The sequence below is a fragment of the Shewanella schlegeliana genome, assembly GCF_016765635.1.
GTDB lineage: Bacteria > Pseudomonadota > Gammaproteobacteria > Enterobacterales > Shewanellaceae > Shewanella > Shewanella schlegeliana.
Genome location: NZ_JAESVD010000009.1, coordinates 71792 through 87147, shown reverse-complemented (window position 1 = coordinate 87147; position 15356 = coordinate 71792). Strand labels below are relative to the sequence as shown.

General features: G+C 47.3%; 14 protein-coding genes. 2 read left to right on the top strand and 12 right to left on the bottom strand.

The window, feature by feature from the left end; genetic code table 11:
* Position 1: 1 nt before the first annotated feature.
* The 12 genes from JMA39_RS15490 to gmk all read right to left on the bottom strand — a co-directional run bounded on the left by JMA39_RS15490 (position 2) and on the right by gmk (position 12667).
* Positions 2-256, bottom strand: a complete 255-nt coding sequence (locus JMA39_RS15490; protein ID WP_202722763.1) for a phosphopantetheine-binding protein — start codon at positions 254-256, stop codon at positions 2-4.
* On the bottom strand, positions 253-1071 hold the full coding sequence (locus tag JMA39_RS15485; protein WP_202722762.1) for a lysophospholipid acyltransferase family protein: 819 nt from the start codon (positions 1069-1071) through the stop codon (positions 253-255). The genes JMA39_RS15490 and JMA39_RS15485 overlap by 4 nt, the downstream gene beginning before the upstream one ends.
* A complete protein-coding gene (locus JMA39_RS15480) occupies positions 1064-1801 on the bottom strand; it encodes a beta-ketoacyl synthase chain length factor (protein WP_202722761.1) in 738 nt (245 codons plus the stop codon). Before JMA39_RS15480 ends, JMA39_RS15485 begins: the two co-directional genes overlap by 8 nt.
* Before the next feature lie 258 nt (positions 1802-2059).
* A complete protein-coding gene (locus tag JMA39_RS15475) occupies positions 2060-2926 on the bottom strand; it encodes a DUF3014 domain-containing protein (RefSeq protein WP_202722760.1) in 867 nt (288 codons plus the stop codon).
* A 142-nt stretch (positions 2927-3068) separates the two neighbouring features.
* Positions 3069-5144, bottom strand: a complete 2076-nt coding sequence (recG, locus tag JMA39_RS15470; RefSeq protein WP_202722759.1) for an ATP-dependent DNA helicase RecG — start codon at positions 5142-5144, stop codon at positions 3069-3071.
* Positions 5145-5362: 218 nt separating this feature from the next.
* Positions 5363-6286, bottom strand: coding sequence for a calcium/sodium antiporter (locus tag JMA39_RS15465; RefSeq protein ID WP_202722758.1), 924 nt, complete (start codon positions 6284-6286; stop codon positions 5363-5365).
* A 180-nt stretch (positions 6287-6466) separates the two neighbouring features.
* Positions 6467-8122: an AMP-binding protein gene (locus JMA39_RS15460; protein WP_202722757.1), complete on the bottom strand. Its 1656-nt coding sequence runs from the start codon at positions 8120-8122 to the stop codon at positions 6467-6469.
* Between the two features lie 285 nt (positions 8123-8407).
* Entirely contained in the window at positions 8408-9094 is a 687-nt protein-coding gene (trmH, locus tag JMA39_RS15455; protein ID WP_202722756.1) for a tRNA (guanosine(18)-2'-O)-methyltransferase TrmH, read from the bottom strand.
* Positions 9095-9170: 76 nt separating this feature from the next.
* The gene (locus JMA39_RS15450) at positions 9171-9554 is read right to left on the bottom strand and encodes a RidA family protein (protein WP_202722755.1); all 384 of its coding nucleotides are present in this window, start codon (positions 9552-9554) and stop codon (positions 9171-9173) included.
* A gap of 27 nt (positions 9555-9581) precedes the next feature.
* Entirely contained in the window at positions 9582-11687 is a 2106-nt protein-coding gene (gene spoT, locus JMA39_RS15445; RefSeq protein ID WP_202722754.1) for a bifunctional GTP diphosphokinase/guanosine-3',5'-bis pyrophosphate 3'-pyrophosphohydrolase, read from the bottom strand.
* A 13-nt stretch (positions 11688-11700) separates the two neighbouring features.
* Positions 11701-11982 carry a DNA-directed RNA polymerase subunit omega gene (gene rpoZ, locus JMA39_RS15440; protein ID WP_012275521.1) on the bottom strand — a complete coding sequence of 94 codons (282 nt, stop codon included), beginning with the start codon at positions 11980-11982 and terminating at the stop codon, positions 11701-11703.
* Positions 11983-12043: 61 nt separating this feature from the next.
* Positions 12044-12667 carry a guanylate kinase gene (gmk, locus tag JMA39_RS15435; RefSeq protein ID WP_202722899.1) on the bottom strand — a complete coding sequence of 208 codons (624 nt, stop codon included), beginning with the start codon at positions 12665-12667 and terminating at the stop codon, positions 12044-12046.
* A gap of 341 nt (positions 12668-13008) precedes the next feature.
* On the opposite strand from gmk, the gene JMA39_RS15430 reads away from it, so the two are divergent.
* Together JMA39_RS15430 and JMA39_RS15425 are read left to right on the top strand one after the other, a co-directional pair.
* Complete coding sequence (locus JMA39_RS15430; protein WP_202722753.1) at positions 13009-14202, top strand: DUF805 domain-containing protein; 1194 nt, start codon at positions 13009-13011, stop codon at positions 14200-14202.
* 179 nt (positions 14203-14381) lie between these two features.
* A complete protein-coding gene (locus JMA39_RS15425) occupies positions 14382-15290 on the top strand; it encodes a nucleotidyltransferase family protein (RefSeq protein WP_202722752.1) in 909 nt (302 codons plus the stop codon).
* The last annotated feature ends 66 nt before the right edge of the window (positions 15291-15356 follow it).

The following is a 15356-nucleotide window of genomic DNA, read 5'->3' as shown; positions in this document are numbered from 1 at the left end:
CCTAGGCTCGCTGTGACTCAATAAAACTGACTAAGCTAGCAACGCTATAGAAATGCTGTTTTGTCGCATCTGAGTTTGCTTCAATCTTCACATCAAATTGTTTCTTGATGGCAAGGCCAAGCTCTAATGCATCGATAGAGTCGAGTCCAAGGCCTTCACCAAATAGTGGCGCCTGTGAGTCAATATCTTCAATGCTGACGTCTTCAAGGTCGAGACAGTCGATGATCAGTTGTTTTACTTCGTTATCTAGGCTCATAAGTATCTATCTAATTGTTGTTTATAATAGTTTTCTAGGTCACGAGTCATTTGCCGTGCCATTTTTGCATCGCCGCCTGCATTGGCATCATAGCGCAAATAGGGCAGTGTTTCGCCTATTTCGATATGCATGCCTATGGTTCGCCTCGGTAGTTGATACCAAGCCTGCTGCTTACTGAGTCCAACAGTATTGGTTTTCAGAAATACAGGCAATAGATCGCTATGGGTTCGCAGAGTTATATTGGCAGCGCCACGTGCAAAGGAGTTAATTTTCTCACCGATGACGGTGCGGGTGCCTTCTGGGAAAATAATTAAATTGGTGCCACGCTCAAGAACCAATTTACAGTCCTCTAACAGCAGCTCTGCTCCGCGGTTAGGGATGTAACCTGCGCAAGAGACTACGCCCCGTAAAAAGGGGTTACGCCATAGTCCTTGCTTAACGATGCAGCCAGCATTAGGCATTAAACTGATAAGCACGACCACATCGACTAAGGTTGGGTGATTTGCCGTGACTATCATGCCTCTCGCATCACGAAGTCGACTTAGGTCTCCATGGCTGAGGTTAATCACGCCTGCCCAGGTTAGCATCTTTACGAAGCCCTTAAACATGATATGCACGGCGCGCTGTACGCGCTCGATCCGCTGCTGTGGTGTGCCGGGCCAAAACCTAAGTATCGGTAGTATGGTAAGCGAGCTCAATAGGCCGCCAAGCCCGAAGGCGATATAGCAGGCGGTACCACCAAGCCAGCGTGGAATATAAGCTAGGCCTGTTAATTTTGGCGCTAGCGGCTGCTTATTGGCGACGGATTTAGTCACTGCAGGTTAGCTCCCAGTGCCAACCAGCCAAATAGCCAGAGGTATTCTGCTTAGCCGCAATAGATGAGAGTAACAGTCCAAAACTCAGCTGCTCATCGTCACTCTTATGCTCACGGGTGTCTGCGGTTAAGTTTAAGCTTGCTATAGCGGGTTGCGGACAATTTGCTGGAGCAAGCATAAAGGCAACAGAGATAGGCCACTCAGGCTCTGAAGAGTACTGTCGATAAACTTGTGGCACAGGCTCATCTGCGTAGGCCAATAGCAGCGGTTGTGGATCGGCGTGTAGCTGCCCATAGGCTTCGATGAAAGCTTGAGAAAAGCTATTTTTTCCCGCTGCAATGGAGGTCGATGCTGCTTGATTACCCGTTAGAATGCTGAAAATGCCGCTGGCGGTATTGTGTACCGACTGACTAAAGCCTGTAGGTGATAGTGGTGACTCGACAACGATATCCTTAAGTAAGCCGATAGTGCGATTAATCTCACCGTGTTGCGAGGCAAAAATACTGCGGCACTGCTCAGGTGGAGTGCACTGAGAGGCGGCTTCAAGGATGATTTTGGTAAGTTTACTGAGTCTTCTGCGTTGCATAGCAGGTACATGAGCCAATTTGGGCACAGCAGACTGCAGTGCAGAATCGTCTGAGGCGATAGTTGGCCAACTTAACCATTCATTGGCTTGTTGGTACTGTGGCGACCATGCGCCCCATGAAAGAATGCTGAACTTCAAATGCATCGCCTCAAATCCGAATATCCTTTCGTATCACCTTGACTAGTAGAAAGATATTTCTGACCGACGAAAGCAATTATGTTTGCTAGTGGTCAAATATAACGTCATTTAGAGCGGCTATTCTACATCATAAATGGTGAGCTTAATAAGCTCTTTCGATACAGATGTCGCTCAAAGGTGAGCTATCGGTGAGAAAATGTTGGATTTGCGAGGGAGCCCTGTTAATTCAGGGCTCTCGAGAGACGAACTCACTCGATTGAGTGGCTAGTTTAGGTGCTTCTGTAACCGGCGCAGCGCAGATTTTACTTTGCGTGAGTTTTCAGGTCCCATGCGCACCATTAATTTCTGGGCATTGGGCAGTGCTTCCAGTTTTGGATCGACAAACTGGTAGTTCACACTCACGCCATCTAGCTCGATAGGCTGCTCGATAATCGGTGCATCTAACATCACCTCAATCGCTTGCTGCATACGTTCATCGAACGAGATGTCGTTGTAGCCAAGCTCGACAAATGCTTCGCTCAGTAATGGCGTCAGCTCCTTATAGGTTTTCGCTAACTCTTCATCATTTAGGCTAGCTAAGAAGTCGGCATAGAGATCATATCTATGGTAACTATCAGGATTGATGTAGGTCTTGTTGGCGATCTCCGATACGGTGAAACTATTGTTTGGCGCTTTGAGCGGGCTCACTTTGCGGGCGAGTTCGCCTTGAGCTAGGTTATCGATAAACACCACAAATTGACGCACGAGATTATCTTCAATCAATAGTGGTTCAATCGCCATGCCATCGGCAACATTGGTGACTTTCTGGTGAACGAATTCATCACTATCGGCCAGTGCTGGCAGTGGCTCGACTTGTGGAACGGGATCGACTTCTGGCAACTGTACAGGTTCTGCCTCTATGATCACTTCAGGCTCGGGAACCGCTTCTGTTTCAAGTGGCTGTTCAGGCACAGGATCTGGGATCACTACAGGCGCAATGACTTGCAGCTCTTCGATTTCTTCATTGCCGCTGAGATAGTAGTAGCCGCCAGCAGATAGTGCCACAACAGCAACTATAGCTAAAATTGCCAGACCATTAGTGCCAGAACTCTTTTCCTGAGGGGAAATTCTATCTTCTTGACTGAGTTGCATTTTAACTCCTCTGCTACCGCGCAGTGATAGGACTAATAATAAAAGTATAGCGTCAATCCATTCTGCAAAAATCCAACGGATTGTCTATAGGCAGAAGCTCTATTAAGGATATTTAATTTCGAAAGATGACTAAAGCAGTCGTTTACGCTTGTACAAATTGCTCGCGGTCGCCGAGCCAGCGCTCAATTATAGGGTCCACACTCGCGGGTGCTTGTTGCATAACGTGGGCGGCGAGCTTCTGTACATGGGGGATAAGTGCTTGATCGCGCATCAGATCGGCTATCTTCATATCGGCTATTCCCGTCTGCTTAGTGCCTAATACTTCACCCGGTCCACGGATCTCTAAGTCCTGCTGAGCAATCACAAAGCCGTCGTTGCTCTGTCTGAGTACGCCGAGCCTCTTGGTAGCCGTTGCCGACAGAGGTGCCTTGTATAGCAGCACACAGTGACTGGCTACTGCACCACGGCCGACTCGACCTCTAAGCTGATGCAATTGCGCTAGACCTAGGCGCTCGGGGTTTTCGATAATCATCAAACTGGCATTGGGCACATCCACGCCCACTTCGATCACTGTCGTTGCCACTAGTAAGTTGAGTTCTCCAGCCTTAAAGCTTGCCATGATCTGCTGTTTCTCGGCAGGTTTCATACGACCATGAACTAAACCAATTTTTAGCTCGGGTAGCGCTCGTTTCAGCTCCTCGGCGGTATCTTCGGCGGCTTGGCACTCAAGCACTTCCGATTCCTCAATCAGGGTACAGACCCAGTAGGCTTGGCGTTTATCATTAATGGCGGCCTTACGGACGCGGTCAATCACCTCTTCTCGGCGCTGATCAGACACTGCGACCGTAGTGACAGGTGTTCGCCCCGGTGGCAGCTCATCGATAATCGAAGTGTCGAGATCGGCATAGGCAGTCATTGCCAGAGTACGCGGGATCGGTGTGGCAGTCATAATCAACTGGTGTGGATGAAATCCCTGACTAATGCCTTTTTCCCTCAGACCTAAACGCTGATGCACGCCGAATCTATGCTGCTCATCGATAATAATCAGTGCCAGCTTATTGAATACCACCTGCTCTTGGAAGATAGCGTGGGTACCAATCACTATGTGGGCTTCGCCAGATTCGATATCGGCTAACGACTGGGCTCTAGCCTTGCCTTTGAGTTTACCAGCGAGCCAGCCGACTTTTAGTCCTAGGGGCTCGAACCAAGCGGCAAAGTTAATGGCATGCTGTTCGGCCAGTAGCTCAGTTGGCGCCATCATGGCGACCTGATAGCCACTCTCTATTGCCTGCAATGCTGCCAAGGCGGCGACCAAGGTCTTACCGGAACCCACGTCACCTTGTACTAGGCGCATCATCGGCTCGTTTTTGGCTAAGTCTTGGGTAATATCGGCGACGACTCGCTGCTGGGCGCCAGTCGGTTTAAAGGGCAGTGCGGCTAGAAAAGGATTCAATAGCTGACCTGTGGCGTGCATGCTTACCGCACTGTCACGATTACTGCGCTGACGTAGGCGTAACATGCTTAAATTGTGGGCCATTAACTCTTCTTGAATCAGGCGCTGCTGCGCTGGATGTGTGCCTTGCTCTAGCTCAAATAGTGATACCTGATTATTGGGTCTATGAAGGATCTGCAGTGCTTGCTTTAAATCTAAGTTGTTTGGCTGCAGGTGTGGCGGCAGTAACTCTTGTAAACCGCCATTTTCTAACATCGCCAACGCCTGTTCAGTTAGCTTGATCCAGCTTGCTTGTTTTAAGCCTTCGGTTGTGGGGTAAACTGGCGTGAGCGTGTCGCTTAGCTGCAGATCTTCACCCGGTGAGATCAGCTTATATTCTGGGTGGATAATTTCGGCAAAGTGTTTACCACGGCGAATTTCACCGTAGGCACGAATAGTCATGCCGATCTCTAGGCCATTACGTTGGGCCACCGAGAAGTTAAAAAAGCGTAGGGTTAAGCTGCCGGTATCATCGCGCACCGTGCAGGTGAGCATGCGCTTACGCCCTTGAATAATTTGGCTGGACTGAATCACGGCCTCGATAGTGCCGTAGCTGCCAGGATAGAGTGAGGCGATAGGATAGACTTGAGTACGATCTTCGTAGCGCAGCGGCAGATGAAACAACAGATCTTGCACTGTTGTAATCCCTAGCTTTGCTAATCTCTCGGCCATTTTCTTGGCAACGCCTTTGAGATCGGTTATCGGAACAAGATCGAGTCTTTGCAAACTGTTAGCGCTCAAACACTGTAAATTTATACATATATTATCAGAGTTATAGGTTTACGCAAATTTGGCGTTTATTCGTTTGAGAGTCAAGCTGCTATTTAATTGCTAAGAGTGGTGACTGTGGCGAAACATGTCTGGCGGTTAGCGATGGATAGAAACAAAAAAAGACCTAAACTGCGATAGCAATTTAGGTCTTTAAAATACACTTTACTTATCGCTTAAACTTGAGCTACCAAGTAGCCGATGTACACGACATAACCAAGTACAAGTAGCGCAGCCTCACGGCGACCAATACGTAGGCCTGTGTAAGCAAATGGCAGTAAGATCACTGCAAAGGCAATCATAGCAACCCAATCTAGGTTACTAATTTCGCTGCCAACAATCGGGTGAATAAGTGCGGTAACACCTAAAATACCTAAAATGTTGAATAGGTTTGAGCCGACCACGTTACCAATCGCGATGTCGCTCTGACCTTTGAGCGCTGCAACGATTGAAGTCACAAGCTCTGGCATGCTGGTGCCGATAGCTACAATCGTTAGGCCGATAATGACTTCACTAATGCCAAATGACTGAGCCATAGCAACTGCGCCATCGACGAATAAAATACCACCGCCAACTAGCATGCTAATACCAATTACGATAAACAGTACCGATAACATTGGGTTTTGCTTGGTATCTTCAACATCATCGTCTGTTTGTTTCTCTGCAGTGAAGTAGCTGAAGGTTAAGTAGGCTACAAGCAATGCAGATAGAATCGCACCATCCCAGAAGCTCAAGCCACCATCGAGTAGTAGGCTCCAGAACAATAGCGACGCAGCAATCATGATTGGAATATCACGGCGCACCATCTGAGACTCAATCTTAATCGGGCGAATAAGCGCTGTAATACCTAAGATAAGACCGATATTGGCAATGTTTGAGCCGATGACGTTACCTAATGCGATACCACTATTTCCGGCGATGGCAGATTTTACGCTCACCGCAAGTTCAGGTGCACTGGTACCGAAGGCAACAATGGTTAGGCCAATAATTAAAGGGGTAAGCCCTAATCTAAGCGCGATTTGGCTCGCGCCTCTTACTAAGGCTTCTGCACCTAAAGTAAGAATTAAAAAGCCGCCGAGTATCGACAATAAAATAAACATGATTAACTCTATAAATTGGATTTCTTTGAAAGGATGGCAAGAATAGTTTCTTTCAAAAATTGCGCAATCAAAAACTGTTCATCCATCATTAAATTTAGTTAATTGGGTGTTTTTCGTCCAAAATAGAAAAACGGCACACTGAAGAGTGTGCCGTCTTAGGAGAGAAATCTATAGCTTTTGCTAGATTTCATCTTCCCAACAGACTTTACCGCCACGAATGCCGTCAACCTTGTCGCTAAACTTCTTCTCTAGTACATGTCGTTTGATCTTTAATGTAGGCGTTAATACGTCATTCTCTACATCCCATGGCTCACTGACAATGACAATGGCATCGACCGTTTCATGAGACTCTAAGTGTGGATTCACTGTATCGATAGTGTTTTTAAGTGATAGCCTGACCTCTTCTCTTGGTTGCACTGCCGCACCTTCAGACAGTTGAACTAGAGCGATAGGGTGGGGCAGGCCTGAGCCGATAACACAGATCATCTCTACATGAGGATCTTGTGCGAGCTTGCGCTCAATCGGTACCGGCGCAACGTACTTACCCTTAGCGGTTTTAAAGTTGTCTTTAACACGGCCTGTAATGCTGACGTTACCTTCATCATCGATAGAGCAGAGATCACCTGTATGGAAGAAACCGTCTTCATCGAAGCACTTAGCACTCTCTTCCTCTTGCTTATAATAACCTTGCATTAAACCTGGGCTCTTAACTAAAAGCTCGCCTGTATCAGATTGCTTAGCCTCGCAGCCTTCTACTGCGCGGCCAACAGAGCCAATCTTTCTGGGATCAAACGGATGATTGATAATTGAGTAGGCACAGTTTTCTGTCATGCCCCAAGCCTCACTGATATCGAGACCTATCTTGTGATACCACTCAACCAGTGATGGCGGGATTGGTGCCGAACCAGAACCTAATAGATGGCAGTGCTCTAAGCCTAAGCCTTGATGGATTTTACGCTTCACAATGCTGCTAATGATCGGCACTTTTAATAGGAAGTTGAGCTTGCTGTAGCCGATCTTATCGATAATATTCTTCTGGAATAGGCTCCACAGGCGTGGCACCGAGAAGAATACCGTCGGTCTTGCGCGCTGCACATCGGCAACGAAGCTATCTAGACTTTCCACGAAGGCGACACTGCTGCCAGAGTAGAAGGATGAACCTTCAATGGCGACGCGTTCAGTAATATGCGCCAGCGGCAGATAAGACAACAATCTGTCTTGAACATCGGTTTTAAGGTCGCGCACAACCGCATTACAGGTCCAGGCGTAACTGGCAAAGTTTTGAATCGCCCCTTTAGGCTTACCGGTTGAGCCAGAGGTATAGATGATGGTCATTACCTGCTCAGGAGTCGGCAGCGGAGCATCGATTAATGGTTGACCTAAGGTGAGCATCTTATCCCAGTGATACTGAGCTGGCATGGTGTCGTACGGCATGGCGAGACGTAAAATATCACCGCCAACGCCGGCTTCTTGGTCGGCCCAGTAATCTAGCTTACCGATGAAAATGGCCTTGGCTTCACTGTGTTCTAAGGTGTAGCGAATGGTGTCGGCATTGGCGGTAGGGTAGATAGGGATGCTGATATAGCCACCGTGCATAAGGGCTAAGTCAGTAATAAACCATTCGGCGCAGTTTTTAGAAAGTACGGCAACTTTATCCCCGGGATTTAACCCCAGGTGTCTGAGTGCGCCTGCAATCTGCTGCATCTTGGTTTGCACATCGCGCCAAGTAAAGGTCTTATATTGGCCCTCAATAGGCTGCTTTAGATAAACTTGATCGCCTTGTTTTTCCACCCAATGTTCTAGCATCTCAATCGGGGTTTTCATAGAGGATTCCATTGCAATTCCATATTGATAGTAGTTAATTTCAGTTCAGCCTAGTTATCTATTTTTGTTTTAATCGTTCGTTTAACAGACGGTATAATTAATGAGTATGGCGAAAAATGTGATCTAAGACAAACTTTTTCAAACAGGTGTTACAATTTTAATAAAACACCCTAAGGAGAGGACTTGGTTATACCACTTGGTGTAAGTGCTGATGATTTAGATAAAAAATTTAGATAAAAAAATACCAGCATTTATATCGATTGGTATAAGTGCTGGTATTTCGATTGAGCTTTACGCTTAGTCTGAAGGGGCGCGCATCTTCTGCCACCAATCTTCATCGGCAACAATTTGCCCGCTTTCATCTATCGCTGGGTAAGGCAATTTTTTACGGCGACAGGCCTTGGCGTAAATCGGATGACCTTGCTCAAAGAGTTTCACTTGGCAGTAGGCTTCATCGAGTTTACGAGTACCATACATGCCTGCTTCAGTGCGCTGGCGTTGGGCTTCATACATAATAAGCGCCGCAGCAACAGAGACGTTGAGCGACTGCACCATACCTATCATTGGGATGATGATATGTTGGTCGGCGCTCGCAATACCTTCTGGGCTTACGCCATCACGCTCATTGCCTAAGATGATAGCGGTTGGGCGAGTGTAATCAATTTCACGAAAATCCACTGCAGTATCGGAGAAGGTAGTGGCTAAGATCTGCATATCCTTATTACGGAAATCGCTGATCGCATCTTTCATACTGTGATGCACACAGGTCTTGACCCATTGTTGGCTACCCGAGGCGGTGTTACCTGAAACGCGCATCTCAATATCGGACCAGACAGCATGCACTTCATGTAGGCCTGCTGCATCGGCCGTTCTTAGTACGGCGGCGATGTTGTTACCCTTGTGCACGGTATCGAGGCACACGGTAAGGTCGGGTTGGCGGTTGTCTAGCATCTGGTTGATACGGGCGAAACGTTCAGGACTCATGATAGGCTTCTAATTAGTAAGACGTTTTAATAATAAAAGGGCGCCGTAGCGCCCAATTGATAAAGTTATGCGGAGATTAGATCTCCATAACTCCATCCATCTCAACAAGTGAGTCTTTCGGTAGTTGCTTCACACCGATAGCCGCACGTGCTGGATAAGGCTGCTCAAAGTAGCGACCCATAATTTCATTAACCGTCGCAAAGTTACTTAGGTCAGTCATAAAGATATTTAACTTTACAATATCACCAAGAGAACCGCCTGCCGCTTGGCAAACCGCTGTCAGGTTTTCAAATACTTGAACAACCTGAGCTTCAAATTCATCGCTCACTATCTGCATTGACTCTGGAACCAGTGGGAGCTGGCCAGATAAATACACAGTGCTACCGACTTTAACAGCTTGAGAGTATGTGCCTATCGCTTGGGGTGCTTTATTGGTTGCGATGATGATCTTTTCTGCCATGCTCTTTCCTTGTTTATTTGAAGTAAGTTAACGGTTTCTCGATGTACGTAATACTTCCGGAAGAACCCTGATCCGACGCATCACGTTAGCTAAATGAATTCGGTCTCTCACTGAAATACGTAGATTGATGAGGAATACTCGCCCATCACGTTCTTCAGTGGTTAAGTTATGAATGTTTGAACCTGCTGCGGCAACAATTGAGGTGATTTTTGCTAGTGCACCTTGATGGTTCACTATCTCAACTCTAAGGTTGGCTTGGTATTCAACGCCTTCTGCGCTATCCCACTGGACAGGAATATACTTGTCTGGCTCGCCCTGATAACCACGAATATTGGCACAGCTTTCCATGTGAACCACTAGGCCTTTTCCTGGGCTGACATGAGCAATTACTGCATCCCCTGGAATTGGGCGACAACAGTTAGCAAAGGTTACTAGCATGCCTTCGGCGCCGCGGATCGACATGGTTGGTACTTCTTTTTGCTCTTCATGATCGACTTGATCGCCAAGCAGTCGCTGGGCGATAACAATACTCATAGCATTACCTAAACCAATATCGGCAAGTAGTGAATTGAGTGAGTCATGTTTAGTATCGTGAACAACTTTATCTATCTGCTCTTGAGATAAGCCATCTAGTTTAGTCTCACCTAGAGCGTGATTAAGTAGACGCTTGCCAAGCAGTACGGCATCGTCTTCTTTTAGGCTCTTTAGAACCTGACGGATTTTAGCCCGCGCCTTACCCGTCACCACAAAGTTCAGCCATGCTGCATTTGGGCGTGCGCCGTTAGCCGTAATAATCTCAACGGTTTGACCGGAGATCAATGGTTGACTCAGTGGGTAAGCCTGACGGTTAACTTTAGCGCCGACACAGGTGTTACCCACATCGGTATGGACTTCATAGGCGAAGTCGACAGGAGTTGCCCCCACTGGCAGTTCTAAAATACGACCTTCAGGAGTAAAGACATAGATCTCTTCTGGGAAGAGTTCGGTCTTAAAGTTTTCAACAAATTCGAAAGAGGTGCTTGCGCTCTGCTGAAGTTCCAGCAAGCTCTGCATCCACTTACGGGCACGTACTTGTGTCGTCGTACCTTGCTCTGCTGCGCTGCCTTTCTTGTACAGCCAGTGAGCCGCCACCCCTTTGTCAGCCATCTGGTCCATATCTTCGGTACGAATTTGGATCTCAACTGGCACGCCGTGAGGACCAAAAAGTGAAGTATGCAGCGACTGATAGCCGTTAGCTTTAGGGATAGCGATATAATCTTTGAAGCGACCAGGATGCGGTTTATAAAGGCCATGCATGGCCCCCATGACGCGATAACAAGTATCGATAGAGTCAACGATGACCCTAAAGGCATAGATATCCATCACTTCCTGGAACTGCAGCTCCTTATTGCGCATCTTGTTGTAGATGGAATAAAGGTTCTTCTCACGTCCTTTTACCGTGCCTTCTAGGCCAGTATCTTCAAGACGGGTATTAATTGCAGCTTCAATGCTTTGAATAAGCTCTTTACGATTACCACGAGCGGCTTTCACTACCTCTCTAAGTACGCGATATCGCATAGGGTAGTAGGCTTGAAAACCTAACTCCTCTAACTCACTCTTAATATTATGAATACCAAGACGGTTGGCGATCGGTGCGTAAATTTCGAGGGTTTCTCGGGCGATGCGACGGCGCTTATCGGGCCGTAGTGCACCTAAGGTGCGCATATTATGGGTTCTATCGGCAAGCTTGATCAGGATGACTCGAATATCTTGGGTCATCGCCATCATCATTTTGCGGAAGTTTTCGGCTTGTGCTTCTTTCTTGTCGCGGAATTTGAGCTTATCGAGCTTGGAGACGCCTTCAACCAATTCAGCAATAGACTCACTGAATATTTCAGCTAGTTCTTCTTTGGTGACAGGGGTGTCTTCGATAGTGTCGTGCAAGAGTGCGGCCATAAGCGTCTCATGATCGAGACGCATATCGGCCAGGATGCGGGCAACCGCAACCGGATGGGTAATATAAGGTTCGCCACTCGTGCGCATCTGACCTTCATGGGCATCACGCGCCACCTGATAGGCCTGCTTGAGTAATTCTACCTGTTCAGGTTCTAAATAACCTGACGCAGACTCCTTGAGACCTTCAAACAGATACAAGTGACTCTACTCCTTATATAGCGTTGCGGCCTTCAGCGATGGCAGCAACAGCAGCGATTTCAGCTGCTTCACGTTCACGAACTGTTTGGCGCTCATCGGCATCCAAAGTATCAGCTGTGACTAAACCTAGTTCGATTTCGCGCAGGGCGATAACCGTTGGCTTGTCGTTCTCTTCTTCAACCATAGGGTCTTTACCCTGCACAGCGATTTGGCGAGCACGACGCGCTGCAACCAGAATCATATCAAAACGGTTGCCGATTTGGTTTACGGCATCTTCTACAGTTACGCGAGCCATGTTTGGAAACTCCAGTGTTTTATCGATTGAAAAAATGACGCAAAATTGTACATGAAGACAGTTAGCCTGCCAACAGATCTTTAATCATACCATTTTGCGTATGAATTTGGCTAGCAGAGGTTAATCTTTGACTGCGAATGATCGCTAATAGATCGGCCAGTGCCTTGTCGAAATCATCGTTCACTAAAACGAAGTCATATTCATTGTAGTGTGACATCTCTGAAACCGCTTGTGCCATGCGGCCTGCAATCACTTCTTCGCTGTCTTGTCCGCGGCCAGTCAGGCGGCGTTCTAGCTCAGTTCTCGACGGTGGAAGAATGAAAATACCAATTGATTCAGGCATTAACTTTTTAACTTGCTGGGCACCTTGCCAGTCGATATCGAGAAATACGTCGATACCTTTCTCTAGCGTCTGCTCAATCGTGACACGAGAGGTGCCGTAGTAGTTACCAAAGACCTCTGCCCACTCAAAAAAAGCGCCATCGGCAATTAAGCTCTTAAATTCGTCTTGATTAACGAAGTGATAGTGTTGACCATTCTCTTCACCTGGGCGTGGTTGCCTTGTGGTGTGCGAAACTGAAACTTGCATATCTACAGGCTGGTCTCGTAACAGGGCCGAAATAAGCGATGATTTACCTGCGCCACTTGGCGCTGAGACGATAAATAGGTTTCCGCGAGCGGTCATTTGCTGCATATCCGATGTTTGTACCAATAAGAGCTAGCTACTAGCTCGAATGGGGCGATAAAAGGTTAAGCGAGCCATTATACAGCCTAGGGTGATATTTGCGCTAGTCGCAGTTAGGGGAAATCCAGCTGTTGTGAGTAATTATTATGGTAGGAACGCCTGCCATAATAATTTATCTTTAATGATTATATTGCCCGAAAACACTGACATTGAGGGGTAAATTCGGTAGGCTACTTCTTTACTTTTTATGCTTTCGCCTGAGCATGGAAATGGGGTGCTGTTACAACATCAAGTTGGGGGAAACAGCCGAGTCATAGATTATTATTTAAGGTCGGAAGGGTATGCAACTTAAGTCGCTTTTGTGTGTTAATGGTTTAGATAATGGGCAGCGTTTTGCTGCCGTCAGTGGGTTGATTTATTTCGTTTTATTGTTAGCTGTTGTGCTTTTTAGCCCCTCTGCAGCCCTATATCTTGTGGCCTTGTTTCTCATGCCAATCTTGGCCTTAACCAGTATGCGTCGATTACGTGATAGCGGTAAATCGCCAAAGTTTGTTTTGTTAACGCTATTGCCATTCTTGTTGGTGCTGATCACGCTCGTGCATATCCATAACATGATGTTGTTGCTGACACTGCTGGTGATTGCGGGGTTAGGTATTGGTTATTTGGCGATTTTACCTGCAACCTCTGGGGCAAATTATGTGCAGGGCTATGCAGGGCCTGTGGATATGACTGCAAGTAACGCGGCAAGCCGCACAACTGCTCAGCGAGTCAGAGTCGAGCCGACCCTAGGCGGCGAGAATGCCACACCTCCAAACTTTGCAGCTAACGCTAGTGAGTTTGCAGACCCTGAAAGAGTCGAGTCTGATAGAGCTGAGCCCGCTCAGGGTGGCTATCGCGCTAACCTAGACGCTAATACAGGCGATAACTTAGACATTAACACTAGAGCTGGCGCGAGTCAGCGGCCTTTACCAAGAGGAAATAAAACCACGACATTTAATCTGGCTCAGTTGCAGCAGGTGTTAAAGGTCAATCAAAAGTGGTTATTTGCTATCTCTGGTGTGCTAGTTAGTGTCATGCTGATTGCTAGTATCTGGTCACTGATTCCAACTTCTGAGGCTGACGTTGAAGTTGAAACGGCAGCGTTAGCTGAAAATCCGATTGAGAGTGCGCCTCAAGCTGAGCGGATCTCGACGGCGATGCCTGATGGATTTAGCTTGGCGCTTGAAGATGATGTGTTGATTATGCGCTGGCTCGGAGAAACGGGGTCGCCAGTTAACCTCTGGTCTTTGGCCACAGCAAAGGGCGATAAAACCTGTTCACTGATGCGTTTTAATAATGGTACCGAATATCGTCCGCTTATGGTTGATTTGCTAGCGGATACTGGCACAGAAGCACGATTCTCTCCTTTAGATACCGAAGCCATTATTGTCGATATGGCGAGGCGCGGTAACGTTAGCCTTTGCGGTTATAACTTTAGTTTGAAGGGTAGCCAAGCCGCTCTTGGTAAGGTCGCGGCTTTCCGCACCTATTTATAATACCAATCAGTATAAGAAGTTGATCTACTCAAAACGTTTTTTGGCAAACTAATTCAAGGCGAATAGCGCTGGAAATTAGCCTATAGACTCATTAAACTGCTTCGCCTTATCACGCGGCGGTACTTTAATCGTTTGAGAGAGCGCCGTTGTTTGAGATATTCATTGTTTGAGAGAGAGTCATGGGTAATAGCAAGCAGGATTTAACCTTAGTGATCCTTGCCGCGGGTTTAGGCAGCCGATTTGGTGGCGACAAGCAGTTGGCACAGCTTGGTCCAAATGGTGAAACCATGTTGGAACTATCGTTACAGAGCGCCTATAAAGCGGGGTTCTCTCGTGCGGTCTTGGTCATTCGACCTGAGCTAGCCAGCATGCTAGATGACGCCTTAGCGGGTAAGCTTAGCGACGATTTCTCTTGTCAGTATTGCATTCAGTCATTAGAGGATTTACCTACATCGGCACGTGAGTTTGCCGATGTCGCGCAACGCCAAAAGCCTTGGGGAACAGCCCATGCGCTATGGAGCGCTAGAAATCATGTCCATGGATCTATGGCGGTGATTAATGCCGATGATTTTTATGGTGACAGCGCCTTTACCTTGCTTGCGGAAGGATTATCGACAGCCGATGAAGACTGGATGATGGTGGCTTATCCAATCGGTTTGACCCTGTCTGAAAATGGTGGCGTGAACCGAGGTCTATGTCAGGTTGAGGCGGGGAGACTTGTCGATGTCGCCGAATGGCTCGATATTCGCTGTGAACCATCGGGCTTAACTGGTACGTTAGATGAACAGCGTTTAGCAATTGCCGATGATGCCGTAGTTTCGATGACCTGCTGGGGTTTCAAGCCCGATATTTTCGCGGTGCTCGAGCAGCAGTTTAGTCAGTTCCTTGAACAGAACGGTCAGCATCCCAAAGCCGAGTGTTACTTGCCTACTGTGGTGCAGGCTCGACTCGATGCTCCATCAGCTACTCAGGCTGACAAGGTGGTAAAGGTTAGCGTTGCTCAAGAATCATGGTACGGCGTGACTTATCCAGAAGATGTTGCTTGGGTAAGAGAAAAGCTACAGCAGACGCTTTGCAAAAATAAATAACAGTAAGTTAATTCCTTTTTTAATAATTAAGCTGCATGGAAAGTCTGGATGATCAAGCCCAGATAG

What these genes read in the sequence shown, in the direction of transcription:
- JMA39_RS15465 (WP_202722758.1), bottom strand. Translation starts at nt 6,286, where the DNA reads ATGTTTATTTTATTGTCGATACTCGGCGGCTTTTTAATTCTTACTTTA.
- JMA39_RS15490 (WP_202722763.1), bottom strand. Translation starts at nt 256, where the DNA reads ATGAGCCTAGATAACGAAGTAAAACAACTGATCATCGACTGTCTCGAC.
- JMA39_RS15480 (WP_202722761.1), bottom strand. Translation starts at nt 1,801, where the DNA reads ATGCATTTGAAGTTCAGCATTCTTTCATGGGGCGCATGGTCGCCACAG.
- JMA39_RS15430 (WP_202722753.1), top strand. Translation starts at nt 13,009, where the DNA reads ATGCAACTTAAGTCGCTTTTGTGTGTTAATGGTTTAGATAATGGGCAG.
- trmH (WP_202722756.1), bottom strand. Translation starts at nt 9,094, where the DNA reads ATGAGTCCTGAACGTTTCGCCCGTATCAACCAGATGCTAGACAACCGC.
- gmk (WP_202722899.1), bottom strand. Translation starts at nt 12,667, where the DNA reads ATGACCGCTCGCGGAAACCTATTTATCGTCTCAGCGCCAAGTGGCGCA.
- JMA39_RS15475 (WP_202722760.1), bottom strand. Translation starts at nt 2,926, where the DNA reads ATGCAACTCAGTCAAGAAGATAGAATTTCCCCTCAGGAAAAGAGTTCT.
- rpoZ (WP_012275521.1), bottom strand. Translation starts at nt 11,982, where the DNA reads ATGGCTCGCGTAACTGTAGAAGATGCCGTAAACCAAATCGGCAACCGT.
- JMA39_RS15460 (WP_202722757.1), bottom strand. Translation starts at nt 8,122, where the DNA reads ATGGAATCCTCTATGAAAACCCCGATTGAGATGCTAGAACATTGGGTG.
- JMA39_RS15450 (WP_202722755.1), bottom strand. Translation starts at nt 9,554, where the DNA reads ATGGCAGAAAAGATCATCATCGCAACCAATAAAGCACCCCAAGCGATA.
- JMA39_RS15425 (WP_202722752.1), top strand. Translation starts at nt 14,382, where the DNA reads ATGGGTAATAGCAAGCAGGATTTAACCTTAGTGATCCTTGCCGCGGGT.